21 protein-coding genes, 4 tRNA genes and 1 pseudogene are annotated in these 25,085 nt (G+C 64.8%); 21 read left to right on the top strand and 5 right to left on the bottom strand.

The window, feature by feature from the left end:
• The first annotated feature begins 88 nt into the window (after window positions 1-88).
• Both HMPREF3097_RS03995 and HMPREF3097_RS03990 read left to right on the top strand, forming a co-directional pair.
• Window positions 89-1,453, top strand: coding sequence for a cutinase family protein (locus tag HMPREF3097_RS03995; RefSeq protein ID WP_083317940.1), 1,365 nt, complete (start codon window positions 89-91; stop codon window positions 1,451-1,453).
• Window positions 1,454-1,539: 86 nt separating this feature from the next.
• Entirely contained in the window at window positions 1,540-2,481 is a 942-nt protein-coding gene (locus HMPREF3097_RS03990; protein WP_070761086.1) for an RluA family pseudouridine synthase, read from the top strand.
• A 19-nt stretch (window positions 2,482-2,500) separates the two neighbouring features.
• Here HMPREF3097_RS03990 and HMPREF3097_RS03985 read toward each other — a convergent pair whose 3' ends face one another.
• Window positions 2,501-3,457 carry a 1,4-dihydroxy-2-naphthoyl-CoA synthase gene (locus tag HMPREF3097_RS03985; RefSeq protein ID WP_041628443.1) on the bottom strand — a complete coding sequence of 319 codons (957 nt, stop codon included), beginning with the start codon at window positions 3,455-3,457 and terminating at the stop codon, window positions 2,501-2,503.
• A 45-nt stretch (window positions 3,458-3,502) separates the two neighbouring features.
• Between HMPREF3097_RS03985 and HMPREF3097_RS03980 the strand changes: the two genes are divergently transcribed.
• Window positions 3,503-4,675 (top strand): o-succinylbenzoate synthase, encoded by a 1,173-nt coding sequence (locus HMPREF3097_RS03980; RefSeq protein ID WP_070761217.1) that lies wholly within the window; start codon window positions 3,503-3,505, stop codon window positions 4,673-4,675.
• A 206-nt stretch (window positions 4,676-4,881) separates the two neighbouring features.
• Window positions 4,882-6,636: an ATP-binding protein gene (locus HMPREF3097_RS03975; protein WP_168167011.1), complete on the top strand. Its 1,755-nt coding sequence runs from the start codon at window positions 4,882-4,884 to the stop codon at window positions 6,634-6,636.
• A 239-nt stretch (window positions 6,637-6,875) separates the two neighbouring features.
• Here HMPREF3097_RS03975 and HMPREF3097_RS03970 read toward each other — a convergent pair.
• Window positions 6,876-7,339 (bottom strand): annotated as a pseudogene (locus tag HMPREF3097_RS03970) (NAD(P)/FAD-dependent oxidoreductase); the annotation flags it as partial.
• A 232-nt stretch (window positions 7,340-7,571) separates the two neighbouring features.
• Between HMPREF3097_RS03970 and HMPREF3097_RS10070 the strand changes: the two are divergent.
• The 6 genes from HMPREF3097_RS10070 to HMPREF3097_RS03940 all read left to right on the top strand — a co-directional run bounded on the left by HMPREF3097_RS10070 (window position 7,572) and on the right by HMPREF3097_RS03940 (window position 13,932).
• Window positions 7,572-8,714, top strand: coding sequence for a type IV toxin-antitoxin system AbiEi family antitoxin (locus HMPREF3097_RS10070; RefSeq protein ID WP_083317397.1), 1,143 nt, complete (start codon window positions 7,572-7,574; stop codon window positions 8,712-8,714).
• Window positions 8,715-8,733: 19 nt separating this feature from the next.
• Window positions 8,734-9,252 (top strand): hypothetical protein, encoded by a 519-nt coding sequence (locus HMPREF3097_RS03960; protein ID WP_070761078.1) that lies wholly within the window; start codon window positions 8,734-8,736, stop codon window positions 9,250-9,252.
• A gap of 192 nt (window positions 9,253-9,444) precedes the next feature.
• On the top strand, window positions 9,445-11,424 hold the full coding sequence (menD, locus tag HMPREF3097_RS03955) for a 2-succinyl-5-enolpyruvyl-6-hydroxy-3-cyclohexene-1-carboxylate synthase (protein ID WP_070761076.1): 1,980 nt from the start codon (window positions 9,445-9,447) through the stop codon (window positions 11,422-11,424).
• Window positions 11,417-12,001, top strand: a complete 585-nt coding sequence (locus HMPREF3097_RS03950; RefSeq protein ID WP_070761074.1) for a hypothetical protein — start codon at window positions 11,417-11,419, stop codon at window positions 11,999-12,001. The genes menD and HMPREF3097_RS03950 overlap by 8 nt, the downstream gene beginning before the upstream one ends.
• The gene (locus tag HMPREF3097_RS03945; protein WP_070761072.1) at window positions 11,998-13,203 is read left to right on the top strand and encodes a glycosyltransferase family 4 protein; all 1,206 of its coding nucleotides are present in this window, start codon (window positions 11,998-12,000) and stop codon (window positions 13,201-13,203) included. The genes HMPREF3097_RS03950 and HMPREF3097_RS03945 overlap by 4 nt, the downstream gene beginning before the upstream one ends.
• A 36-nt stretch (window positions 13,204-13,239) precedes the next feature.
• On the top strand, window positions 13,240-13,932 hold the full coding sequence (locus tag HMPREF3097_RS03940; protein ID WP_012359529.1) for a demethylmenaquinone methyltransferase: 693 nt from the start codon (window positions 13,240-13,242) through the stop codon (window positions 13,930-13,932).
• 146 nt (window positions 13,933-14,078) lie between these two features.
• Here HMPREF3097_RS03940 and HMPREF3097_RS03935 read toward each other — a convergent pair whose 3' ends face one another.
• Window positions 14,079-15,515 carry a geranylgeranyl reductase family protein gene (locus HMPREF3097_RS03935; RefSeq protein ID WP_070761070.1) on the bottom strand — a complete coding sequence of 479 codons (1,437 nt, stop codon included), beginning with the start codon at window positions 15,513-15,515 and terminating at the stop codon, window positions 14,079-14,081.
• 211 nt (window positions 15,516-15,726) lie between these two features.
• Here HMPREF3097_RS03935 and HMPREF3097_RS03930 point away from each other — a divergent pair, with 211 nt between their 5' ends.
• From HMPREF3097_RS03930 to HMPREF3097_RS03920, 3 genes are all read left to right on the top strand, one after another.
• Window positions 15,727-16,737, top strand: a complete 1,011-nt coding sequence (locus tag HMPREF3097_RS03930; protein ID WP_070761068.1) for a polyprenyl synthetase family protein — start codon at window positions 15,727-15,729, stop codon at window positions 16,735-16,737.
• A 140-nt stretch (window positions 16,738-16,877) separates the two neighbouring features.
• Window positions 16,878-16,960, top strand: a tRNA-Tyr gene (locus HMPREF3097_RS03925).
• A 152-nt stretch (window positions 16,961-17,112) separates the two neighbouring features.
• The gene (locus tag HMPREF3097_RS03920) at window positions 17,113-17,646 is read left to right on the top strand and encodes a type 1 glutamine amidotransferase domain-containing protein (protein WP_070761066.1); all 534 of its coding nucleotides are present in this window, start codon (window positions 17,113-17,115) and stop codon (window positions 17,644-17,646) included.
• A 117-nt stretch (window positions 17,647-17,763) separates the two neighbouring features.
• On the opposite strand, the gene HMPREF3097_RS03915 is transcribed toward HMPREF3097_RS03920, so the two are convergent.
• A complete protein-coding gene (locus HMPREF3097_RS03915; RefSeq protein ID WP_070759798.1) occupies window positions 17,764-18,540 on the bottom strand; it encodes an SPFH domain-containing protein in 777 nt (258 codons plus the stop codon).
• Between the two features lie 507 nt (window positions 18,541-19,047).
• Here HMPREF3097_RS03915 and HMPREF3097_RS03910 point away from each other — a divergent pair.
• The 8 genes from HMPREF3097_RS03910 (at window position 19,048) to HMPREF3097_RS03875 (ending at window position 24,218) form a co-directional block, all read left to right on the top strand.
• Window positions 19,048-19,120 (top strand) — tRNA-Thr (locus tag HMPREF3097_RS03910).
• A 67-nt stretch (window positions 19,121-19,187) separates the two neighbouring features.
• Window positions 19,188-19,261: transfer RNA gene (locus HMPREF3097_RS03905), tRNA-Met, on the top strand.
• Window positions 19,262-19,608: 347 nt separating this feature from the next.
• Window positions 19,609-19,681: transfer RNA gene (locus tag HMPREF3097_RS03900), tRNA-Trp, on the top strand.
• A gap of 42 nt (window positions 19,682-19,723) precedes the next feature.
• Window positions 19,724-20,068 carry a preprotein translocase subunit SecE gene (gene secE, locus HMPREF3097_RS03895; RefSeq protein WP_256374215.1) on the top strand — a complete coding sequence of 115 codons (345 nt, stop codon included), beginning with the start codon at window positions 19,724-19,726 and terminating at the stop codon, window positions 20,066-20,068.
• A gap of 225 nt (window positions 20,069-20,293) precedes the next feature.
• On the top strand, window positions 20,294-21,178 hold the full coding sequence (gene nusG / locus HMPREF3097_RS03890; RefSeq protein WP_070761064.1) for a transcription termination/antitermination protein NusG: 885 nt from the start codon (window positions 20,294-20,296) through the stop codon (window positions 21,176-21,178).
• Window positions 21,179-21,321: 143 nt separating this feature from the next.
• A complete protein-coding gene (gene rplK, locus HMPREF3097_RS03885; protein ID WP_070759796.1) occupies window positions 21,322-21,762 on the top strand; it encodes a 50S ribosomal protein L11 in 441 nt (146 codons plus the stop codon).
• A gap of 106 nt (window positions 21,763-21,868) precedes the next feature.
• Window positions 21,869-22,585 (top strand): 50S ribosomal protein L1, encoded by a 717-nt coding sequence (rplA, locus tag HMPREF3097_RS03880; protein WP_070759795.1) that lies wholly within the window; start codon window positions 21,869-21,871, stop codon window positions 22,583-22,585.
• Window positions 22,586-22,781: 196 nt separating this feature from the next.
• Window positions 22,782-24,218: a hypothetical protein gene (locus HMPREF3097_RS03875; RefSeq protein WP_141759486.1), complete on the top strand. Its 1,437-nt coding sequence runs from the start codon at window positions 22,782-22,784 to the stop codon at window positions 24,216-24,218.
• Window positions 24,219-24,323: 105 nt separating this feature from the next.
• Here HMPREF3097_RS03875 and HMPREF3097_RS03870 read toward each other — a convergent pair whose 3' ends face one another.
• Window positions 24,324-25,043, bottom strand: a complete 720-nt coding sequence (locus HMPREF3097_RS03870; protein ID WP_083317939.1) for a DedA family protein — start codon at window positions 25,041-25,043, stop codon at window positions 24,324-24,326.
• Between the last annotated feature and the right edge of the window lie 42 nt (window positions 25,044-25,085).

The following is a 25,085-nucleotide window of genomic DNA, read 5'->3' as shown; positions in this document are numbered from 1 at the left end:
GGGTGGCGCGGGCGTCGCCTGGCCGAGCAGGCGAGCATCGTTGGGGCTATCAACCGAGCGGTGGAGCGTGCGCAATACACTATTGCCCATGCGTCGCCTTGTGTCTTGCCTTGTTTCCCTCCCGCTCGTCGCCGCTGCTGTTGGGGTCCCGCAGGCTGATGCGAGCCCTATTCAGGACGTCAACCCCACGCCGAGCGCGCCTTGCCCAGCCGTGGAGGTCATTAGTGCTTCTGGGTCCGGGGACGCCCACCCGGATGATGACCCGAACTTCCCGCGGGGCTTCGTGGTGGGCACGAATTTCAGCAAGCTCGCCGAGCAGCGCTTTGAGGGCGTTCGAAGCTGGCAGCTGCCCTATTACGGCAGCGCGGGCATCGTGGGCAGCAACGAGAAGATCGGCCTGCCGAGGTTCCCGAACTACGCGGCCTCTGCGGCGGATGGCGTCGAGAAAGTGCGCGCGCGGATCGACGAGGTCTCGGCCGCATGCCCGGAGACCGCGTTCGCGCTCGCGGGTTTCTCGCAGGGCGCGCACGTGACCGGCGACGTGTTGATGGAGCTCTCCCCGGAGCAGGCGGAGAAGGTGATCGCGGCGTACCTGCTGGCGGACCCGCGCCGGGGCAGCAAGGATGGCGCCACCCTCATCACCACGAATCACGGGCCGATCCCGGAGCAGCACACAGGCCTGTTGGGTTCCCGCCCGGCGGGGACCTTTGACCGCTACGAGGGAAAGGTCCGCAGCATCTGCAGCCAGGGGGACCCGGCGTGTGACATCCCACCGGGCGGGCTGCTCGCAGCGGTCGGGCAGTGGGCGCAGCAGGCAGACCCGGAGCCCTACGAGGTCACCCCGGTGGTGGCGATGGACTCCATGCTCACCGACGGCAGTTTCCTCCTCGCGGTCGCCCCGGTGGCCCCGCGGCTGGCGGTAGCTTTGGGCCACGGCGACCCACGCGGCGTCGGCGATGCGCTGCGGGCAGCGGCGGGCAACCCCCGGCTGAACCAGGCGCAGCGCAATACGATGAGTCTGGCCGCCCACGAGGTGCAGGACATGCTGAGCTACCTGAAGGCGAAGGGCTTCGCTACCCACGAGCCGGGGGCGACGGGCAGCACTGCCATGGACACCACCATCGGGCTGGTTCGCCTGGCACTCGACCCCGCCGTCGCGGCGGCCGTCCCCCAGGCGTTGGGGATGTTCGACCGCCACTTCGTCTACCGCGGTGAGTCCCGGACGTTCACCACCATCGACGGGGTGCGGGTGGATGACTGGATCACCGCGGACCTGACCCGCGAGATCGGTAATTACCTGGGGCAACCCGACCAGGCGGTGCGCCCGGTTTCGGCCAGCGAGCGCCGGGGTCTGGTTAAGCTCTTCGGGCACGGTTTGTGGAAGCTGCTCGACAAGGTGCTGGGGAACCGCGATTCGGCCTCGCAGCGCGTGTGGGAGCGCTTCGAGCTCTAGCCACGAGCCGTGAGCAGGCGTTGCGAGCGTGAACAGCCGGGCGGGCCTGTTGGCCCGATCTGCTACAGATAGAGCCCAGAGCCACCATGAAGCATTCCGAACCTCAGACCCTGATCGTGAGCGACTCCCAGGCGGATCGCCGCCTGGACAAATACATCCGTTCGCAGGTCAAGGGCGTGCCCGCCACGGTGCTGTTCCGCATGATGCGCACCAAGCAGATCACGGTCAACGGTGCGAAGTGCAAGCCGGACCAGCGCACCGTCGCCGGCGATAAGGTCCACCTGCCTGCCCTCGAGGTCGCTGAGGCGAAGCCGAAGCCCGCGGGGGATCGTAAGGCTGCGGAGCAGCTGGCCCGCAGGCTGTCCCGGCACATTGTTTTTGAGGACGATGATCTGCTCATCGTGAATAAGCCCGCCAACATCGCTGTGCACGTGGGCAGTGGAGTCAAGGCCGGGGTGATCGAGGCGCTGCGCGTGTTGCGGCCGGAGGATAAGGAGCTGGAGCTGGCGCACCGGCTGGACAAGGAGACCTCCGGCCTGCTGATCGTGGCGAAGAATTCGAAGATGCTGCGCCACCTGCAGTCCCTGCTGCGCGAGGGTGGGGAGGACATCCAGCGCTATTACCTGGCGGTGGTCAGTGGCGCTGTGAAAAAGTCGGGCAAGCAGCCGCGACGGATTGATGCCCCGCTGCGGAAGACGGGGGCGGCCACGGTGGTGGATCGCCGCGCCGGGCAAGCCGCGGAGACGAAGCTGTGGGTGAAGAAGCCCTGGGGGCGTGCGGGAACCCTCGTGGAGGCCCAACTACTGACCGGCCGGAAGCACCAGATCCGCGTGCATCTGCAGCACTTGGGCCACCCGATCATTGGGGATTCCCGCTACGGGGATAAGGCCACGAACCAGGCGGCCGCGGAGAAAGGCGTGCGGATGCTGATGCTGCACGCCTCCCGACTGGTGATCCCGCTGTCGAGTGGCGAGGAGCTGGACGTGCAGGCCCCGATGCCCCCGGCGTGGAATAAGCTGCGCGGCTAGCGCCGACCGGCCACAAGACCTAGTAGTAGTACGGGAACTCGTCCCAGTTCGGCTCGCGCTTCTCCAGGAAGGAGTCGCGGCCCTCCACGGCCTCGTCGGTCATGTAGGCCAGGCGGGTGGCCTCCCCAGCGAAGACCTGCTGGCCCATCAGACCATCGTCGGTCAGGTTGAAGGCGAACTTCAGCATGCGCTGCGCCGTCGGGGACTTGGTGTTGATCTTCCGCGCCCACTCGATCGCGGTGGTCTCCAGGTCGGCGTGGTCCACCACGCGGTTCACGGCACCCATCTGGTGCATCGTCTCGGCGTCGATGGCCTCGCCGAGGAAGAAGATCTCGCGGGCGAACTTCTGGCCCACCTGCTTGGCCAGGTACGCGGAACCATAACCGGCGTCGAAGGAGCCCACGTCCGCGTCCGTCTGCTTGAACTTCGCGTGCTCGCGGGAAGCCAGGGTCAGGTCGCAGACCACGTGCAGGCTGTGCCCGCCACCGGCGGCCCAGCCGTTGACCAGGCAGATCACGACCTTCGGCATGGTGCGGATCAGCCGCTGGACCTCCAGGATGTGCAGGCGGCCACCCTCGACCTTCGCGCGAGCTTCGTCCACGCCCTCGGCACCAGCGGCGGCGACGTCCGAATCGTGGCTGGTGGCGTACTGATAACCGGAACGGCCGCGGATGCGCTGGTCACCGCCGGAGCAGAATGCCCAGCCACCGTCCTTCGGGGACGGGCCGTTTCCGGTCAGCAGGATGGTGCCGACGTCCGGGGTGCGGCGCGCGTGGTCGAGCGCGCGGTATAGCTCGTCGACGGTGTGCGGGCGGAAGGCATTGCGCACCTCCGGCCGGTCGAAGGCGATGCGGACGATGCCGTTGGCGCGGCCCTCGCCGGTGTGGCGGTGGTAGGTGATGTCGGTGAAGTCGAATCCCTCAACCTCGCGCCAGGCGGTGGGGTCGAAGATCTCGGAAACCTTGTTTTCGCTCATGCCTGCCCATATTAGGTGTCCGCCCGCTCGCCTAGGGTGGGTGGCGTGAATATCACTCAGCAGCAGCTCGACCAGTTCCTCCGCCACGCCCGCGAGCACGCGCACGTGGTGGCCCTGCCGATGCGCACGCGTTTCCGCGGCATCGATACCCGCGAGGCGATGCTCGTGCCCACGCCCGGCGGGTGGGCGGAGTTCGCACCCTTCCTGGAATACGGTCCCGCGGAATCTTCCCGCTGGTTGCGCAGTGCGGTGGTCCATTCCCTTCTTCTTGACGACGACGCCACCGCCCGGCCGCAGGGTGCCTTAGCGGATCATGCCGCGTTGCAGGTCCCGGCGGGGGTCGCGGTGCCGGTGAACGCCACGATGCCCGCGGTGGATGCGCAGGCGAATCCGCAGCAGGTGGGGGAGCTGATGGCCCGTTACCCGGGGTGCACGACGGTGAAGGTGAAGGTCGCTGAGCCGGCCGTGCTGCGGGAGCAGGGCTTTGATGTTGCTCTGGCTCAGGATGTGGCGCGCGTGCGAGCCGTGCGGGCCTGGTTCGCCGAGCACGGGGTCGCCCGGCCCCGGATCAGAGTGGATGCGAACGCGGGCTGGTCGGTGGAACAGGCGCTGGCGGTGATCTCGCAGTTGGCGGCCGAAGATGTGGCGGGGGAGGACCTGGATTACGTGGAGCAGCCCTGCGCGACGGTGGCGGAGCTCGCGGAACTTCGGCAGCGGTTGGCCGATGAGGGGATCGCGCCGGGTGGTTCCCCGGTGCGGATCGCCGCCGACGAGCTGATCCGCAAGGCATCGGACCCGCTGGCCGTGGTGGAGGCCGGGGCGTGCGATGTGGCCGTGGTGAAGGTCGCCCCGCTGGGCGGCATCGACCAGGTCGTGGCGGTCGCGCGCCAGGTGGCGGCCCACGGGGTGAGTCTGACGCTTAGCTCCGCGCTGGATACCGCCGTGGGCATTGGTGCGGGCCTGCAGGCTGCTGCCCTGGTGGCGCAGGTGGGGAAGGGCGCCGGGGTGTTCGGCCAGGCTGGGCCGAATGCGGCGGGCTTGGCGACGGGCTCGCTGTTCACTGCGGACGTGGGGGCGCGGGAGATCAGGGATGGCGCGATGCTCACGGGCGCGACCCAGCCGGACTCAGCGGTGCTGGAGCGCTACGCGGTGGACGCGGAGCGTCGGCAGTGGTGGATCCGCAGGATGGAGGCTGCAGCCGTTCAACTGGGATCGTGACGCCCGCTAGGGGAGCATCCCAAAACAACTAGAAACAACTTTGAAACAACCGCCGGAGGCTTCTTGACCTGGGGGAATAATGAGATGAAGGGTCGGGCTGGCCACAATAGTTGTTCGTAAGTTGTTTCAAAGTTGTTTCGCTGGGGTGGGTGGCGTCTCTAAAACAACTTCCTGGGGAAATGTATACTTCACATATGGAATCCCCCATGATTGACGATGCGACACCGTGGCTGCCTGAGGATGTTGCAGAGGCTCTAGAAGCTATTTGGAACGGAGATTCGGCTGGCAATGTCGAATCGGAGACCCTAGAGATCAAAGAGGACCCTGCCCGGGTTCAGTATGCGCCTTCGAAGGCCGATAAGCATCGGGCACAACTTGTAGAAAAGCTCATTGATGAGGCGGTGTGCCTGGCTAATGGGGAGTCCGCTATGGGGCACATCATCGTGGGTATCAGTGACAAGCTGACCGGACCTGAAGCGTTTACGGGGACGGACTTGGATACCTTAACCATTGAGAGAAAGATTCTTCATGGTACGCAGCAGCAACTGAGGGTTGAAGCATCTGAACTTGAGTATCACGGTAGTCGCCTTGTTGTGATCCGTATCCCAGAAGCATTGACCATGTATACCCGCACCCAAGGCCAGGCGAAGCGGCGGCGGGGCACGAGTTGTGAGCCGCTGCTGGAGGCAGAACGGCAAGCGTTGGTTCGGGAAAGGGCGAACCCCGATTATTCAAACGGGAGCTCGAGGCTCCAGGTTCAGGACATCGAGCTGCCAGTCCTGGAAGAGGCTCGCCGACTGTTGAGGGGGAAACGGTCCAGGGAAGACGGGTCGGATTATGTGCCGAAAGGTGCCAACGGACTCCTTCGCGAACTGGGGCTCGTGGGCCATGATGGTTCGCTCAAGAGGGCGGCAGAGATCCTCATGCTGCCACCGGACAAGCCCGCCCTGACGGTTCAGTATTTCTGGAGACCCATCGTGGGGGCCGATCCTGAAGTGAGCGAGATCAGTGAACCGCTGTTGACTGCGCTTCCCCGGCTGCGCCGCCTAATCAGGGAGCGCGCAAGTCAAGAAATTGAAAGAGTGCAGTTTGATGATGGGCAGGAAACCGCGATCCCACGCTTCCCTGCCCAGGCGATTGACGAGGCCGTCACGAATGCCTTCATTCATAGGGACTGGCAAATCAGCCGCCCCGTGGTTGTTGACCAGACGCCTCGTACTCTGAAGATTTGGTCCCCGGGTCCTCTGCCGCCGGGGGTTGATCGGGATCACTTGCTGACGACTCAATCGGTGCCGCGGAATAGTCGCCTTATGGCGGTAATGCGTGGGCTCGGCCTGGCTGAGGAATCGTCGCGCGGTTTTGACCGCATGTGGTCTGCAATGATTGGAACAGGTCGGGAAGTTCCGGAAGTGCGTGCTGAGGAAACCTTCGTTGAGGTGATTCTTTCAGCAGGTAAGCCCGATGTGGGTTTTATCAAGATGCTTCATGAACTGGAGAAGCTACCTGATGGCGAGGCCGTGAGGAGCGTGGGCACTCTCATTGTCTTAAAGCAGCTGTGGAGCGCGCCCCGGATCACGAAGAATCAGGTTGAACGGCTTGCACAAATTTCTTCAATGGAAGCCGCCGAACTGATGGAGTCGCTCCAAGACATTGGGGTGGTAGTGCGGCTCCAGGGGGCGGATGAATGGGTTTTGGGAAGGGCGGTCCAGCAGGGGACCGCTTCTTCGGGTGGTGCCCAGCCCCAGTTTGCTGGTGCTGCGACGATGCCTACAGAAGAATGGTTGGAGGAGCAGCTGCGAACTGGCACGGTACGCGCAGCAGAAGCCGCCGAGATTTTGGGTATAGAGCGCTCCGAGGTGACCAAGATCTTGCGGAAACTGCGGGAGCGCGGGGTGGCGCGTATTGACCCGACCGGCCCGCAGCGTGGGTCAAACACACGCTGGATTGGGGCGTCGGAGTAAATAGCTTGGCAACAATCCTGGAACAACAAAAACAACTTTGAAACAACCACCGAAAGCTTCGTGAACTGCGGAAACAGCGTGATCAGGGGTTGGGTAGGAAGCAAGAGTTGTTTATGAGTTGTTTCAAAGTTGTTTCGGTGCGCCGGAAAACAACTCCGGAACAACCAGTAACAACCCGGCAACACCTCGCAGCAATGCCAATCGCAGCATCAGGTTGACGTCCTGAAGCGAACGCCGGGCTACCGGGACTCGAGATAGCGGACGGCGGCCTGACCGGCGCGCCTGCCGGCGCGAGTCGCGCCCACCGTCGAGGCGGTGGAGCCATAGCCGACCAGCAGCACCCGCGGGTCCTTGGCTACGCGCACTTCGCCGTCCATGAGGATTCCTCCGCCCGGTCCCCGCAGCTTCAGTGGGGCGAGGTGGCGCAGGGAGTGACGGAATCCGGTGTTCCAGAAGATGACGTCGGCATCCACCTCGGTGCCCGGGGGTTGGCCCAGATGGTTTCGCTCACTTCCTGGAGCTCCAGGAGGAACTGAACGGCCGACAGTCCGCCACCGACGACGAGGGTGCGCAGACCCGCGAAGTCCTCCTTGCGGGTGTAATCCTTCGTGTGCAGCTGGCGGCCGCGGAAGGTTTCGATGCCAGGGATGTGTGGCACGTGCGGGTTGTTCCAGGTGCCGGTGGCGTTGAGGAGGACGTCCGTGGTGATCGTGGTGCTCGTGGCGTCCGGCCCGGTAGCGGTGACGGCGAGCCCGGCCTGGCCTGCACCGATAATGAGCGCGCGGAAGTGGCCCCGATCCAGGGAAGATAGCTCCATAACCCCATCCTAACGATACTGATGTTTTCGGCCGGAGGCCGACAAGTGCGTTCACTAAAAATGAACGTTCAGTATTAATGAACGTTCATTATTGCTGAACATCAGCTAGAGTGGCGGTATGAACGGGGAAGAAATCAGTCGCTGGAACGACATATTCAACCTTGTAGAGGTGCCTCTCGAGTTCGTGGAGCTAGGTCAGGAGGGCGTCGGGGATGGGGGACTGTTCGTGCGTCACGGTGACGCCTCCGCGAAGTGTATGGCCCGCCAAGTTGAGACGAATGATCCACAAGGGTTACGGGCTTTGGTGGCGGAAAAAACTGCCGACGAGAGCGACCTCCCAACGCTGCTTCTCGCTCCGAGGGTTACGCCTAAGGTGGCTGATTTCCTACGGGGGGCGGGGGTTATGTTCGCAGATGAGCGAGGAAATTGTTTTATCTCCTTTCCCGGGATGTACCTAGATATCCGTGGCAGGGTGAAGGGTTCTCCGGTTGAACAAGGCGGTAGCGTTTCGCTGAAAAGAGGGGAGCAAGCAACTTCGGCAAGTCCACAGGATAAAGCTGCTCGGCGATTACGAAAGCCAGCAAGGGGTGCTGCATCGCAAGTTAAGGCGCCTACCGGTTCCTTGTTTACGCCACGCCGAGCGCAGGTGAGCGCGGTTATTTTGGATCGCCCGGAACTGCTTGACTCTCCTGTCCGAGAGGTTGCGAGACAGGCGGGGGTCTCCGTTGGTAGCGCTGCGCAGACGCTAGAACTGCTGACGCAAGCTGGGTACCTCAATAAGTCGGGCTTCGGGGGAAGGTATTACTTCGAGCGACCGAAGGCGCTCCTGGATGCGTGGGCGCAGTCCTATGCCACTGGGCTTGGTGCTGATCTGGAAATCTTCCGAGGAGAGGCGGATCTGGACAGATTTGGGGCCATGGACCCCATGGGCTGGGTAAGCGGCGAGCAGGCTGTGCCGCACTTGGTCCGAGGCGGAACTACCGTTCATCTTTATTTGCGCGACTCGGCTGAACTTAGAGAGTTGTTGAGGAGCGGTCGGATTCGCCGATCAGACAATGGCAATGTCATCGTGCGCACGGCGTTTTGGGGCGCTGGCCAAGGAAGCCGTGATGCGAATCAGACGGATCAGAGTGATCATGCGACCGTGCTTGGCGAATGGCCATGTGCGCCGTGGCCAGTAATCTATGCGGATCTCGTGGGCACTCACGAACCCCGCCTGCTGGGAGTCGCGCAAGAGCTAAGATCGACAATCAATTTCTAGAACTTCTGGGGGTGGGGTAATGAAATGGTCGGAGAGCAATGAGGATATTGCTGAGGTTCTTGCTGCGCTTGGACGGTATATCGACCTAGATCAGATCATGCTGGTGGGGGCGCGGTGTAGGGATATTCATCAAGAAAAATACCGGCCAGGCCCGCCAGCTCGGGCGACGCGGGACATCGATTTTGCGGTAGCGCTTCGCAGCTGGGCGGATTTCGATCGCCTCAAGGAGCATTTCGCTTATCCGGGGAGAGCTTGGCAAGCGATCAAGGTCAGTGGCTTTGACATTGACTTGGTGCCGTTTGGGGCAGTTGAAAACCCGCCAGATGAAGTTGAGCGCGAAGGCCTAATTCTTAGCATGGCTGCCCAGCTACTCGGCAGCGATGTCGCTCAGGTGCTCGGGATAAGAGAAGCGAGCGTATTGGTTAATCGTTTCGCTGAAGAGGGTGATAGGGGGATTGGTCTTGCAGAGCATCTTATTGCCGAGGGGAGCACCCGACTCCGTTTGAAGCGCGAAAGGAGCAGGTCGAAGCCCTCTTGAAGGGAATATGCGAGGCCTTCGATGGTTAAGTCGCGTGTTCTCCATGTTTTTGGATGGACGTGGGCCCTTCTGAGGCTAAAGGGGGTTGGAAACACGTGTTCACTAAAACTGAACGTTCAGCATTAATGAACAATGATTAGGCTGAGCCAGGCTCGTCGCCCCGCCGGGGCAGGGTCACGTAGGTTATGGGGTGTGAAAAACAGCATCTCCCAGAGCACGCCCGAGACCCTTGATCAGCCCTCACCCGCAGTACTGCTTGGCGCGGTACTGGTTGACGAGCTGATTCGCAACGGGGTTCGGGAGGCCGTGGTGTGCCCGGGCTCGCGCTCGGCTCCGCTGGCCTTGGCGTTTGCGGAGGCTAGCCGCGCCGGGCGGCTGCGGCTGCACGTGCGCACCGACGAGCGCTCCGCGGCCTTCCTGGCCCTGGGCCTGGCGAAGTACTCGGACACTCCGGTGCCGGTCGTGATGACCTCCGGCACGGCGGTGGCCAATTGCCTGCCCGCCATGGTGGAGGCCACGGCGACGAACGTCCCGCTGCTGATCCTTTCTGCCAACCGGCCATGGTCGATGGTGGGGACCGGGGCTAATCAGACCATCCAGCAGCGCGAGATCTTCGGCGCCCACGCGGTCGCCACCCTGGAGTTGGACGCCGCGATCGACGCCGTGACCGCAGGCGCCGCTGCGCCGTCCGCCAGCGCCAAGACCGCGGCCGGTGCCGACGAGGCAGGCCCAGCCGCCGCCCTGGACACCACGAACCCGCTGGTCCGCCGCGTCCGGGTTAAGGTCGACGAGCTGGTCCGCGCCGCCACCCACCCCACCCGGGGCGGTGGGGCGCACCTCGACATCCCGCTGCGGGAACCACTGGTCCCGGAGTCCAGCACCCAGCTGACCCTCCTGGCCCGCCAGCTCGCCGAGGGGCCCGCCCGCGCAACGGCGGCCGAGCAGCCGACCGCGCCGGCCCGAACCTACGTCCTACCGAAGCAGGCCGCGCGCCTGCCCTACGGTGAGGCGACGGTGGACGCGTCCAAGCGGACCCTCGTCATCGCGGGTTCGGTCAGCGATCGGGCGTGGGCCCGCGAGCAGCTGGAGGAGCTCGGCGACCTGCCCGTTCTGGCCGAGCCCACCAGCCCCGCCCCGGACTTCCCGGTGCACCCGGCGGCGGCCGCGATGTTCACCACCGGCCTGGTTTCCCACGGGGAGTATTCCGCGGCCACGCGCCCGGAGCAGGTCATCGTGCTTGGCCGGCCGACCCTGCACCGCCCGGTGACCCAGCTGCTGGCCAGTGAAGACATTTCCATCACCGTGCTCACCGAGGTCGAACAGCCCACCGACGTGGCGCTGACCGCCGATCAGATCGCGAGCACGGTGCGCGTGACCGGTGAGTCGCCGCAGTCCTGGCTGCAGGTCTGCCGCGGTGTCTCCGAGCTGGGTGCAGAGGCGGTGCGCGACGGCATCGCTCAGGCCACCGAGGACGGGGCGTTCACCGGGCTGCACGTGGCCGCGGTGCTGGCGGATTCCCTGCGCGACGGGGACGCGCTGTTCGTCGGCGCTTCTTCGCCGATTCGCGATATCGCCCGGGTGGGCCTGCCCTTCGACGGGGTGCGCACGGTCGCGAACCGTGGTGCCGCGGGCATCGACGGCCTGGTGTCCACCGCGGTGGGTACGGCCCTGGCGCATGCCTCCGCCGATCCGACGACGATTCGCGCCCCGCGGACGTTTGCCCTGCTGGGGGACCTTTCCTTTCTTCATGACGTCAACGGCCTGCACTTTGGTCCGGACGAGCCCAGCCCGGAAAACCTGGTGATTGTGGTCGCCAACGACGACGGCGGCGCGATCTTCGAGACCCTCGAGCCCGGTGGGGATAGCCTGCGGAGCTTCGACGACGGCACCCCGGCCTTCGAGCGGGTCTTCGGCACCGGCACGGGCGCGAAGCTGGCTGGGCTGTGCGAGTCCGCTGGCGTGGACTGGGTGGGGGTGCACAACCCGGCGGAGCTCGCCGAGGCGTTGGATGCGCTGGAACACGGCGACCTGGAGGGCGAAGCCGGCGAGAAGCTGGGCCTGGTGCCGGGCCGCCGGGGCGGCGGGGTGCTGGTTGTGGAGGCCTTCGTGGACCGGGGTGCGCGCGTGGCGCTGGAGAAGTCGATCCGGGGCAAGGTGACCCCGGGTGAGTAAGCCGGTGGACCGCGAGCAGGAGGCCGCGCCAACGGGCGCGGCGGGTCCGGCGAACGTAGAGCAGCCCGTGGCCGCCGAGCAGGCCACCGAGCAGGCCACGGAACAGTCAGCGGTGGGGAAGGAACCGGCCGCTGAGCAGCCGACCCCGACCCGCTTCCGGCGCGGCAAACAACTCGTCGCGGCCTTTACGGCCTTCGCCGCGGCCGTCTGCCTGGGGATGGTGGCGACCGCCGCGCTGAACGACTACCGCATCGGTAGGGACCAGGCGTTCGCCACGGCGGACGTCGTTAACGTCGGGGTACTGCGGACCACCGTGCGCTTCCCGGACGAGTACGGGGTCTACCACCAGCCGGACCGGGGCTTGCTGTACCCGATCGGGCTGGAGGCGGGCCAGCGGGTGCGGGTGGAGTATCAGAAGTCCGAGCCCCGCAATGTGAAGGTGCAAGGCCGTGGCTGGACCTTGGCCTGGATACCTGCGCTCTCCTCGCTCGTCGTGGCGATGGTGCTGAGCGGGGGTCTGTGGCTGCTGGTTCGGTGGCGAGAAAACTCATGGAAGGCGCAGCAGGGAGAACAATGAGGGTTGCGATCATCGCGGAGAGCTTCATCCCCATCGTCAATGGGGTTTCCAATTCGGTGTTGCGGGTGCTGGAGCACCTACGGCGGGAAGGGCACGACGCGATGGTCATCGCGCCGCGCCCGCCGGGCTGGCAACCGCCGGCCGGGGATACTCCTGCCGGGGACAGTCCCGCAGCGAGCACCAGCGAACCGGGCCTCGGCGATACCTACGCGGGCTTTCCGATCCACCGAGTGCCCGCGGTCAACCTCCCACCGATCAACTCCCTACCCATCGGCGTGCCCCTGCCGAGGGTCTATAGGCTGCTCAAGCAGTTCCAACCGGATGTGGTGCACCTGGCCAGCCCATTCGTCCTCGGCGGGGCTGGCGTATTCGCCGCGAAGGCACTGAAGGTGCCGTGCGTGGCGGTCTATCAGACGGACGTCCCCGGCTTCACGGAGCACTACAAGCTCACCTTTCTGTTGAATATGTCCTGGCGCTGGGTGCGCGCGATGCATAACAACTCCGCACTGACCCTCGCGCCGAGCTCGCCGACGATCGAGCAGCTGCGCGACCACGGCGTGCAGCGGGTGCAGCACTGGGGCCGGGGCGTGGATACGCAGCGCTTCCATCCTGCTAAGCGCAGCGCGGAGCTGCGGGGCCAGTGGTGGGAGGAAGGCCAGGCCAAGCGCAACACCGCCGCCCCGGCCGGGCCACGCAAGCTGGTGGGCTTCGTGGGCCGCCTGGCCGCGGAGAAGGATGTGGCGAACCTGACGTCCTTAAACGACCGCGAAGACGTGCAGCTGGTGATCGTCGGCGACGGGCCGGAACGCGAGGAGCTGGAAAAGCTCATGCCGACCGCGGTGTTCACCGGCGCGCTCTATGGGGAGGAGCTGGGCGTGGCCTTCGCGTCCCTGGACGTGTTCGTCCATCCCGGGCGCTTCGAGACCTTCTGCCAGGCGATCCAGGAGGCGCAGGCCTCGGGGTTGCCGGTGGTCGCGCCACGGACGGGTGGGCCGGTGGACCTCGTCGAGGACGGGGTGAGCGGCTTCCTGCTCGACCCGGAACGCTTCGCCGAGCAGCTGCCCGGGGCCGTGGGGAAGATCATCGCGGACGGCGCGCTCGAACAGTTCGCCGCCGCAGCGCTGACCCGCGTGCAGGGCAAGACCTGGCCTGCGCTGTGCGAGCAGCTGATGGGCTACTACCAGCAGGCCATTACTGCGTGATGGTGCTGGCCGGTGCGCCGGGTAGCATGAGAATTTATGTCTAGGGCAAGTCTGGAAAAAGATCCGCGCGAAGTGGCCACGATGTTCGATGCCGTGGGGAAGAACTACGACATCACGAATACGGTGCTGAGCTTCGGTCAGGACCGGCTGTGGCGTAAGCGCACGCGCCGCCGCCTGGATCTCGCGCCGGGGGATAAGGTGCTGGACCTTGCCGCGGGCACGGGCGTGTCCACCGAGGAGCTGGCGGAGTCCGGCGCGTACTGCGTGGCCGCGGACTTCTCGCTGGGGATGCTGCGGGCGGGTTCCCACCGGGACGTGCCGATGATCTGCGCCGATGGCCTAAATCTGCCGTTCGCGGATAATACTTTCGACGCCGTGACGATCAGTTACGGTCTGCGTAATCTGGTGGACTTCCGCGCCGGGTTGCGGGAGATGGCCCGGGTGACGAAGCCGGGTGGCAAGCTCGCGATCGCGGAGTTTTCGACGCCGGTCATCCCCGGTTTCGCGACCGTGTACAAGGAGTACCTGATGCGCGCGCTGCCCGCGGTCGCGAAGGTGGTCAGCTCCAATCCGGAGTCTTATGTCTACCTCGCGGAGTCCATCCGCGCGTGGCCGGATCAGGAGGAGCTGGCCCGCGAGATCCGCGCCAATGGTTGGGAGAATGTCGGCTGGCAGAACCTCACCGGTGGCATCGTTGCGCTGCACAGTGGAACGAAGCCGCTGGACTAGCCCACTGGACTAGCCCGCTGGACTAGTTCAGTGACGTAGCTCAGGGCGCGTCGTTTCAGTCGTTCGGATTGGGATGGCCCCCGCGCTATTCGGGTCAATAACGCCGAAAGCCCACGGGAAACCGTGGGCTTTCGTGCTCTCCGGGTTTATTGGCGCCCGAAGAGAGGGCGGGAGTCCGCGGCGAGGAGCTTATCCACGCCGCGGGATAGCTTGCCGGCGCCGAGCCACAGCTTCGCCGTGAGGTCCCGGTCCTGCGGGGTGACGAGGTTGCCCATCAGGCGGGCCGCGGAGTTCATCACCGTGTGCGCCAAAGGTCCGCGCATGCCCACCGGGCCGATGGCGGCCAGCAGGCCCGGCATGGTGAGCAGCATGCCCAGGCGGCGGGCCAGGGCGAAGGCGTCACCGTACTCCTGGCGCAGCCGGGCGGGCCAGGCATAGCGCAGTCCGTCGGGGTTGCGGCGGGCGTCGCCCAGCAGTTCGACGAGGAAGCGGGCGGACTCCAGCCCGTAGTCGATGCCCTCGCCGTTCAGCGGGTTGACCAGGGCTGCGGAGTCGCCGATCACCGCCCAGTTCCGGCCCGCCACCCGTGTGACGGCCCCACCCATCGGCAACAGGGCGCTGGTGATGCGCTGCGGGGTGCCGAGCTCCCACTCCTCGCGCACCTGGTCGGCGTAATGGGTCAGCAGCTTCTTGGTGTTCACCTTCGCTGGCCGCTGCGTGGTGGTCAGCGCCCCACAGCCCAGGTTCACCTGCGGGGTGGGGTCGGCATCCGCCCCGTTGCCCGCCTGCCCGCCGGCCGTGGGGGTGCCGAGGGGGAAGATCCAGCCGTAGCCGGGCTGCGCGGTGCCTTCGTGGTCCCGCAGCTCCAGGTGGGAGTGGATCCACGGCTCATCGGCGTGCGGGGTTTCCACGTAGCTGCGGGCGGCGATGCCGTGGACGATGTCGCGTTCCCACTGCACGCCCAGCTGCCGGGCGATGGTGGAGCGCACACCCTCGGCGAGGACGAGGAACTCCGTGCGGATCTCCGTGGTCTGTACCTCGCGGTTGGTTCCCGCCGCCTTCCCAGCCCGCGAACCGACGGCCTGGCAGGTCACGGTCTGCCCGTCTTCCGAGACACCCACGGCCTTCAGCCCGCCGTGGAAGCGGGCCCCGGCGTCGATGGCGTGGCGCAGCAGGGCGGCGTCGAAATCGCTGCGGGGGATCGCGGACCCACGGGCGGGGAACTTCTCGTGCTCCGGCCACGGCGCGGTGATCGACCCGCCGAAGCCGTGCAGCTTCAGGCCTTTGATCCGCGGGTGGCCATCCAGCAGGTGGCCTGCCCCCATCGCCTCCAGGGCGCCGACGGCGCGTGGGGTCAGGCCGTCCCCACAGGTCTTATCGCGCGGCTGGGTGGCGTGGTCCGCCATATCGATCACCAGGGTGTCCCACCCCGCCCGGGCGGCGTGGTACGCCGCCGCAGCACCCGCCGGGCCGCCGCCGATGATCAGCACCTCGGCGCGCAGCTGATCTTGCGGTACCCGTTGCGGGGCGGCGGACTCGCCTCGCGTCGCCGAATCGTGCGTGGTGGAAGAAGAGGGGCTCATGAGGCTCAAGGCTAGCCGGGGTGACGTCCTAAAAAGAACCGGAGGACCCACCGCGAGTAACGCGGCGACCGGAAAACCTGCACCGCGGAAGCAATCCCGCGCGGCGAGGGGTGAATCCATTACTACGCGCCCGAGTAGATCGGCTAACCTATCGAATGGCTAGCTATAGCTCACGCACAATCACAATCTAGATCGAGGCAGACGCAGGGACATGGCAGTACGCGACAACGCCAGGCCGGTAGCTCCGGACTTGGGGAATGCCGAGCTCAACGACCGCATCACGGCGGGGCTGCAGGAGGCGGAGGACTTCCTGCGCTGGCGCCTCAACCAGGGCGAGAGCTTCATCACCGATAAGATCAGCCACCTCGCGCTGGCTGGCGGCAAGCGCTTTCGCGTGGTGTTTGCGCTGCTCGCCGCGCAGTACGGCAAGAACCCGACGGCCCGCGAGGTGCGCGACGCCGCCGTGGTCGTGGAACTGACGCATCTCGCGACGCTCTACCACGACGACGTCATGGACGAGGCCGACCGCCGCCGTGGCGCGGAGTCCGCGAATGCGCGCTGGGGCAACTCGATGGCGATCCTCGCCGGCGATTACCTGTTCGCGGTGGCCTCGGAGATCCTCTCCGGGCTGGGTTCCCAGACGGTTCGCCACTTCGCGGACACCTTCGGCGAGCTGGTCACCGGCCAGATGCGCGAGACCGTGGGTGCGGCTGATGGCGAGGATGCGATCGAGCACTACATGAAGGTCATCCAGGAGAAGACCGGCGTGCTGATCGCCTCCGCGGGCTACCTGGGCGCGCTGCATTCCGGCGCGGAGCAGGAGCATGTGGACGCGCTGGCGCAGTTTGGCCGCCACATGGGGCAGATCTTCCAGATCGTGGACGACATCATCGACATCTGGGCCGATCCGGAGGAGTCCGGCAAGACGCCGGGCACGGATCTGCGGGAGGGCGTGTTCACCCTGCCGGTGCTGCACGCGATGCGTCAGGAGGACGAGGTCGGCGCGCGCCTGCGCGAGCTGCTGACCGGCCCGGTGACCGACGATGCGGTGGTTGAGGAGTGCCTGGAGCTTATCCAGCGTTCCAACGGCCGTGAGCTCGCGGAGCGGGACGTGGAGCACTACCGCGGCTTGGCTGAGGCTGAGCTGGCGAAGCTGCCGGCCAACGAGGTCACGGAGGCGCTGCGCCACCTGCTGGCCTTCTCTCTGGACCGGCTGGGCTAGTTCGGTTGCGGTTGGGCGGTTACCCACCGTTTCCCGGTTGTTCCGCCTCCCTTTTAAGGACGTCAATACCTGGCCTGAGCAGCGCGTTTAGGGAATTTTCGAGGCGCGTAGTAGGGTATTGAGCGCACCAGATGGTGTACGCCAGATTGTCCGAGCGGCCAAAGGAAGCGGACTGTAAATCCGCCGGCTTATGCCTTCGTTGGTTCAAATCCAACATCTGGCACAGACGAACTCCGTCAGGGAAAACCCTGGCGGAGTTTTTGCGTTGCAGGGGCGAGGCGATGCGTCACGGGTTAAGTAAAGAAAAGTGTGGGTGTTGATGGCCGGGTTTTGGTGGCACCATGGAGGTCTACGTTCTTTAGAAAGGAGCGACACATGGCAAAGCTAGATGGCAAGCGCATTGGTGTTCTCGCGACGAATGGGTTCGAGGACAGTGAGTTCAGCTCCCCGATTGAGGCTGTCCGCCAGGCAGGCGGCGCAGTGACTGTCCTCAGCCCTGGTGGCGAGAAGATTGAGGGCAAGAACGGTTCTACCGCCGAGGCAGATGCCTCGACCGAGAACTCCCGTGACGCTGAGTTCGACGGGATTGTCCTTCCGGGCGGTACCGGAAACGCCGACCAGCTGCGCATGGACGAGGCAGCGGTCGAGATCGTGAAGAAGCACGTCGAGGCTGGAAAGCCGCTGGCGGTGATCTGCCACGGTGCGTGGATTCTGACCGACGCGGACGTCCTCCGCGGCCGCACCTTGACCTCGTACCCGTCGTTGAAGACTGACCTCCAGAACGCTGGGGCAACGTGGGTCGACGAGGAGGTCCACGTGGACAAGGGCCTGGTCTCTTCCCGCACTCCGGCCGACCTTGAGGCCTTCAACGCGAAGCTGGTGGAGGAGTTCGCCGAGGGGCAGCAATAAAACCTGCTGAATCGGCAGCCGGGTCCCACATGGGGCTCGGCTCCTCTTTCTTTTGGGGCGAGAAAAATCACCGGGATACGGGATAGCGGGGCGGTCCCCGCGAGCAGCTAGGGGCAGCTAGCTGTCGAGTTCGCCCCGGTCCCGCGGTTCCTGTAGCTGATCCGGCGACTCCAGCGACCGGTCGCGCAGCTCCAGGGTGGTGCCCGGCGGCAGGGCCTCCAGCAGGCGGATCTTCGCCAGCAGCGGGTTCTGCTCCAGCACCTTCGCCGTGCCCATGCGAGCGCGGGTGATCTTCACCTCGGTGCGCGCCCGCTCCAGCTCGCTGGCAGCGGTGAGCTTATCCACCTCCGCCTGGCTCAGTGCCTCGGCCACGCCGTGCGGCAGGGAGAGATCCTTGAGGTGAACATCTCCCAGCACCTCGACGCCGACCGCCGCGCCGGCCTCCCGCGCAGCCTCCGCGACGGGGGAGAGGTCGATGCGCTGCCCGATGAACTCGGCTAGGGGTTTCGTCGCCACCAGTTCTCGCAGGGCGATTTGGGCGGCCAGGTAGACCTCCCGATCCGGCTCGTCAGCGGCGGTGAGGAAAGCCACCGGATCACTGACCCGCACGGTCAGCACGAAGGTCAGGGTGACGTCCTGCCCCTCGGCGGTGGGGATCCGCTGCGGGGCGAAAGAAAGCTGGCGGCGGCGCTGATCGACCTGCACGAAACGGTCGGTGGGCAGCGCAAACCCCGGACGGGACAGCGCGGTCACCTCGCCGTCGCGGGAGCGCAGCACAACGTGCCCGGGCAGCGGGATCGGGCTGCGCGGGAAGGATGGGCGCCACGACAGCGGCGTGTCGGTCTCGACGTACTCCATCCAGGAGCCAAAGTCGCGGTTGCGGTTGAAAAACATGTGTCACCACCTGAATCGCCAGCATGCAAGGTGCAGGCGAACGTGAAGTTGAAAATTCCGCGCCGCGTGGGATTCGCAGACGGCGGGGCGTCGGCGCGTCGGAACGCTCGCAGGCGCTCGTCGGGGCCGGGCCACAGGCCGCAAGCGAAGGGCTCCCGGGCGGCGCGGAATAAAAGATTGAGAGGACTCGAACCTCCTTGCCCCGTGAGGGGTGTGCCATGCGCCGCCGGTGCATCATCCGGAAAGCGCCTGAATTAAAACCCCAGGACACCCCTTAACACCCGATAACGGCGCAACTAGAAACTATAAAACAGCTGGCCCGCCCAGCGGAAGAGGCAATCGCGCGATCCACCGCCTAATGCCACCCAAGACGCACCCATACCGACCTCGGAAACCGGCTACGACGTGCAGATTTGTGCTTCTCATTGGAAACTGGTTATGCTACTTCAGGCTTCGATCAACGGGCCACAGCGAATTACTTCGCTAGGTTCGGTCGATTTAAGTTGCGCCCCCTTAGCTCAGTCGGCAGAGCGTTTCCATGGTAAGGAAAAGGTCGACGGTTCGATTCCGTCAGGGGGCTCTGTCATTTTATATGGCCGTCACGTGACCTGTTTACGCTGGCCGTGGCTGGTCGTGTAAGTGGCTGTGGCGGTGTAGCTCAGCTGGTTAGAGCGCACGACTCATAATCGTGAGGTCCCGGGATCGAGTCCCGGCACCGCTACTAATTTCGGACCCCGTGGTTTTTCCGCGGGGTCCATTTTTTATTGACGCCACCGCCCTCACCGCCGCCTTGGCTCGCCGCGTCCCACAGGGGAGTGGGCTCGCCGGGTGGTTCTGCCGCAAGTCATGCCAGCCCTGAGCGTGTCCCACCGGGGAGCGAGGCCACCGGGTGGGGCTATTGCGCGCCCAACCTCCCAGGTTCACCCCACTTCGAGTGGTGGAGTGCTGCGGAAAACGTGGCAAGTTGTCTAACTGAATGGAAAGTTGCTAGGCTACTCCCGTGTTGCACGCATGGTGCGTTGTCTGCGGGTAAAATCGCGGCCATCAACCCGGCGTTGCCACAGTTTTAGGGGTGTAGCTCAATTGGTAGAGCAACGGTCTCCAAAACCGTAGGTTGCGGGTTCAAGTCCTGTCACCCCTGCAAAGTACGCCCGCCCCCGCGGGCGCCCGAAGGAGTAACCACGTGAGCGAAGATAGCAACAGGGCCGAAGGCTCCGGAGCGAACGCTTCCGGAGGCTCCATGCGCCCCAGCGGTAAGCGCCAGGTCGCTGGCCAGGCCACCACGGCTCGCGCGACCAGCGCTTCGACCACCCCCGAGGTTGTCGAAACCCGGAGCAACCCCTTCACTGCCATCGCGGACTACATCCGCGGCGTGATCTCCGAGATGCGCAAGGTCATCTGGCCGACCGGCCGCGAGATGGTGACCTACTCCATCGTCGTGCTGGTCTTCCTCGTCCTGATGACCGCTCTGGTTGCTGGCGTGGACTACGTCACTGGCCTCGGTGTTCGCTGGGTCTTCGGCGTCTAGCTTTAGCTGGTTCCCCCAAGCGCAGCGATATGCTCCAAGCCCTCCCTCGTGGAGGGCTTTTTTGCGTCTCCTCTCGCCGCACCGGCCTGCTCATGGCCATAAATCCTGCCCGCGTGCTAAACTCGTCAACAGAAAACGTCCCGCCTCGCCGACCAACGGTAGGGGCGGATTTTTATTGCCGATCGTGCCTAAAACGACCCAGGCTCACCCGACAAGGAGCATCACATGAGCGCAGATAAGAATCTCAGCGCAGCGGACCTCGCTGCCGCGGCACAGGAGGACATCCACCAGGAAGTCGCAGCCCACAAGGAGTCCGAGGCCGACCAGGCCGCGGCAGCCCTGGGCGACGCGGCAGAGGACACCGCCGCAGAGCCGGCGGAGGGTACCGAGACCACCCCGGAGGCTTCCGAGGCTGAACAGCCGGAGAAGACCGCCGAAGAGGCCGCGATGGAGGCCTACAAGACCCGCCTGCGCGAGTTCATGCGCGCCCTGAAGAAGCTGCCGGGCGAGTGGTACATTATCCAGTGCTACTCCGGCTACGAGAACAAGGTGAAGACCAACCTCGAGATGCGCGCCCAGACCCTGGGCGTGGACGAGCAGATCCACGAGGTCGTCGTCCCGATCGAGGAAGTCACCGAGCTGAAGGACGGCAAGCGCAAGCAGGTCAAGCGCAAGCTGCTGCCGGGCTACGTCCTCGTCCGCATCGAGCTCGACGACGCCTCCTGGTCCGTCGTCCGTGACACCCCGGGTGTCACCTCCTTCGTGGGCAACGAGGGCAAGCCGACCCCGGTGAAGATCCGCGAGGTCGCGAAGTTCCTGCTGCCACCGGAGACCGCAACCGCCGCGGCGGAGGACCAGGGCCAGGACGCCGCCGACGTCGACGTCTCCGCGACCGGCGTGGCCGTCCCGCCGAAGCCGGCATCCGAGACCGTCGAGGTGGACTACGAGGTGGGCGAGTCCGTCACCATCCTCTCCGGCCCGTTCGCATCTGTTGCAGCGACCATCTCCGAGATCGATACCGTTCAGAACCGACTCAAGGCGATGGTCTCCATCTTCGGCCGTGAGACCCCGGTTGAGCTGGAATTTGATCAGGTTGCGAAGCTCGATTAATGTAACTCTGTCTGCTATTTAGTGGCGCGCCTTCGGCGTGCCCGGGTGGCAGTGGAACTATTCATCTCCGGTGGCTGGCTAAGAACCGGCATCCGGTCGGGGAGCGGTACGCCCGCTTCCTGATAACAGAAAGAGGTATAGCGATGGCCAAGAAGAAGGTCCAGGCGCTCATCAAGCTGCAGATCCAGGCTGGTGCAGCAACCCCAGCTCCGCCGGTTGGTCCGGCACTGGGTGCTCACGGCGTGAACATCGTTGAGTTCACCAAGGCCTACAACGCTGCAACCGAGTCCCAGCGCGGCAACATCGTGCCGGTCGAGATCACGGTCTACGAGGACCGCTCCTTCGACTTCAAGCTGAAGACCCCGCCGGCTTCCAAGCTGCTGCTGAAGGCCGCTGGCCTGCAGAAGGGCTCCGGCGTCCCGCACACCGACAAGGTCGGTAAGGTCACCTGGGATCAGTGCAAGGAAATTGCAAAGACCAAGGAGCCGGACCTGAACGCGAACGACATCGAGGCTGGTGCGGCCATCATCGCCGGTACCGCTCGCTCGATGGGTATCGACGTCGAGGGTCGCCCGTCTGCTTAAGTGCGCCACCCCGGTGGGTTCGCCGCCGGGGTTTCAGCGCGTGGCAGGGTCGCTTGCTGACCCACTAGACCACAACTCCAACACCTAAACCCAGATTGGAATTTTCATGAGCAAGGTTTCTAAGGCTTACCGCGAGGCGGCCGCTAAGGTCGACCGCGATAACAAGTACACCCCGCTGCAGGCTGCGAAGCTGGCCAAGGCGACGTCCTCCAAGAACTACGACGCAACCATCGACGTTGCGATCCGCCTGGGCGTCGACCCGCGCAAGGCTGACCAGCTGGTCCGCGGCACCGTCGCGCTGCCGAACGGCACCGGTAAGGACGTCCGCGTGGTCGTCTTCGCCGAGGGCCCGAACGCTACCGCTGCCGAGGAGGCAGGCGCAGACTTCGTTGGCTCCGCTGAGCTGATCGAGAAGATCCAGGGCGGCTGGACCGACTTCGACGCTGCGATCGCTACCCCGGACCAGATGGCTAAGGTCGGTCGCGTTGCTCGCGTGCTCGGCCCGCGTGGTCTGATGCCGAACCCGAAGACCGGCACCGTCACCACCGACGTTGCTAAGGCTGTCTCCGAGATCAAGGGCGGCAAGATCTCCTTCCGCGTGGACAAGGCGTCCAACCTGCACGCCCTGATCGGTAAGGCTTCCTTCGACGAGAAGAAGCTGGCCGAGAACTACGGTGCCCTGATCGACGAGCTGCTGCGCATCAAGCCGTCCTCTTCGAAGGGTAAGTACATCAAGAAGGTCACCCTGTCCTCCACCAATGGCCCGGGTGTCCCGGTCGACGAGACCATCCAGAAGAACTACGCAGACGAGGCTGAGGCTTAAGCCCTAGCGTCACTGACGTAGCTGCCCCGATCCCGTGAGGGTCGGGGCATCTTTGCGTTGTGGGGTTGGGATTTGCGAGCACGTGGGGGAGGGGACCCTGAGCGCTTGTTAAAATGCTCCTGATTAAAACTGGTTTCCACCGCATCGCTGGTCGAGGAAAGTTTTTAAGGAGCGAGCCATCACAACGAGAGAAGAAATGTCGCGCCGTTATGCCGACATGACGAGTGCGGTGAACCAGTCCACCGCGATGCAGCGCGAGATGGTTTCCCAGCAGCGCCTGGGCAACATGATTAACGCGACGGCCGCGATCGTCGCCCACGCGGATGCGAAGAAGACCCACGGCCTGCTCGGCAAGTCGCTGGCCAACCAGAGGGAATCCATCGCGCTGCAGCAGGAGGCCATTCGGCAGAGCGCTGCGCAGCACCGGGAAGTGGTGCAGGGCTTCTACCAGCTGGACCAGACGATCACCAGCATCGGGGACCAGCTGCACACTGACCTCGACGACATCAAGCACGGGACGTTCGCGAACTGGCGCGATGGCGTGGGGGCCGATTACTTCTACAAGTACCGCCCGCAGGCGGTGAAGCACCTGGACGATTACTCCAATATCAGCCGCATGTGGCTTCAGGTGCTGGCCGATCGTTTCGCGGGCATCATCGCGGACTACCCGCGGTGGAAGAAGTCGGATTGGGCGGACGATGCGTTGCGCACCGGGGTCTTCGTGGCTCCCCCTGTGGTGGAGCAGCCACCAGAGATCCAGGATCTGCCGCCGAAGCCGAAGACGCCCTTCGTGCCGCCGAGCTTCCTGGTGTGGATCCTCGCCGGGATCATGTTCTTCGTCGGCATCATCGGGGTCGGCGCGATCCTCCTCGGTGCGATGTCCTGGCGTGCGGAGTCCGAAGGCCAATCGCTGAAGCAGAACATGTTCGAGCAGATTGGCCCCGAGGCGATCGAGCAAGCAGAGGAAAAGGATTTCCGGTTCCTGGACGAAGAACTCGCCGCGTCGGGCGGTAAGAATTACTCCTGCAACCCTGGCGAACTGCGTGCACAGGCAGAGGGAGTGAACGTCGGGGACCTCGACTTCGATGGCTTCTGCCAGTCCCTGGAAAAGATCAACAAGACTATGAACACCGGCCCCAGAATCGTGATCGCCGGGAGCCTGCTCAGTGGTGTTCTCGGCGCAGGCGCGATCGTTTTCTGGGCCTACCGGCGGGAAGGCAAGGCCGAAGCCGTGGACGATGCGTACGTCGGGGCCGTTAATAAGCAGGTGGCGGAGAATCAGGCTCGCGTCGACGGCTGGAATCAGCATTTCGAAGCCCAGCTGTCTGACTACCAGCGGCGAAACAAGCAAGCCTTCAAGGCCGCGCGCTCGTATATCGAATCAGCGATGGGGATCTCCATGAACGGGGACCTGGGCGACCGCTGGGCATCCACCGCGGACCGCACGCGCAAGGAGCAGCTCACCTCGCTGATCGAAAACGAGGTGCGGCGCCCGCCGTCGCGCTTCGACTGGATCGAGTTGGAGCCCTTCGTCGCCAACCGGAGCCTGCCCGAAGACCTGAGGGCGATCGCGGTGCGTCTCATCGAGATCCAGACCGGTGGCAGCACCAATACCAGCAAGCTGGAGCAATAGCTTGAGGCCATGAGGAAGCCCGGACCCTGAATGGGTCCGGGCTTCCTTGCGTTGCGCAGGCGTGGCAGCGACTGGGGTATGGCACCCGCCGCAGAAGTGTTGGGCTTAGGCGGCCTTCTTGTTCTGTTTCGAGATGCTCCAGAACATGAACACCAGCAGCGCGATCGTGATCCACATGGCGTAGCGGTTGACCTGCTCCACGATGGAGATCACCTGTTCGCCGTAGGTTACGCCTAGGTAGGCGAAGAAGGCGTTGGTGACCAGCACGCCGAAGGCGTTGAGCCCAAGGACCGTCCAGAAACTCATGCGGCGGATGCCGGCCAGCAGGTTGGCGATGACGATGGTGGGCACGAAGGGGATATAGGAGAGCACGATCGCCGCGCCCAGCACGCCGGGGCGCGCGTTTTCTAGTCGCGCGGTCCAGCGCTGCAGCCTGGGGGAGTGGGCGACCGACATGCGCAGATACTCCAGACCCCACTTGTTGCCGACCAGCCACCACAGGGGGACGGTCTTCAGCGCGCCGACCAGGGTCATCAGCACGATGGCGACCGCCGAGATTCCGCCGGTGGTGGACTCTGCCCCGCCCACGATTGAGGAGGTATAGCCACCCACCATGAGCGCGTAGGGCACGGGGTTGTTGAGCAGCCACACGCGCAGCGGGATCATCGCGAAGCCGAAGATCGTCGCAGCTATCAGGTAGACCCAGATCCATTTGTCGAGCCGGTCGGGCTGGGAGATGAAGGCCGGGATCTGTTCTTCCTGGCTCCCGGACTGCTTTTCAGCGTCGCCCTCTGGGGACGTATCGGCGGTGTCGAATGGTGCCATGCTTTTCCTTCGTTGTTATCCCCGAGCGGCGACATTCTGGGT

This window comes from Corynebacterium sp. HMSC27B11, from assembly GCF_001815985.1.
In the GTDB taxonomy this organism is placed as follows: Bacteria; Actinomycetota; Actinomycetes; order Mycobacteriales; family Mycobacteriaceae; genus Corynebacterium.
The sequence above is the reverse complement of the archived record's forward strand: the minus strand, read 5'-3'. Positions and strand labels throughout refer to the sequence as shown.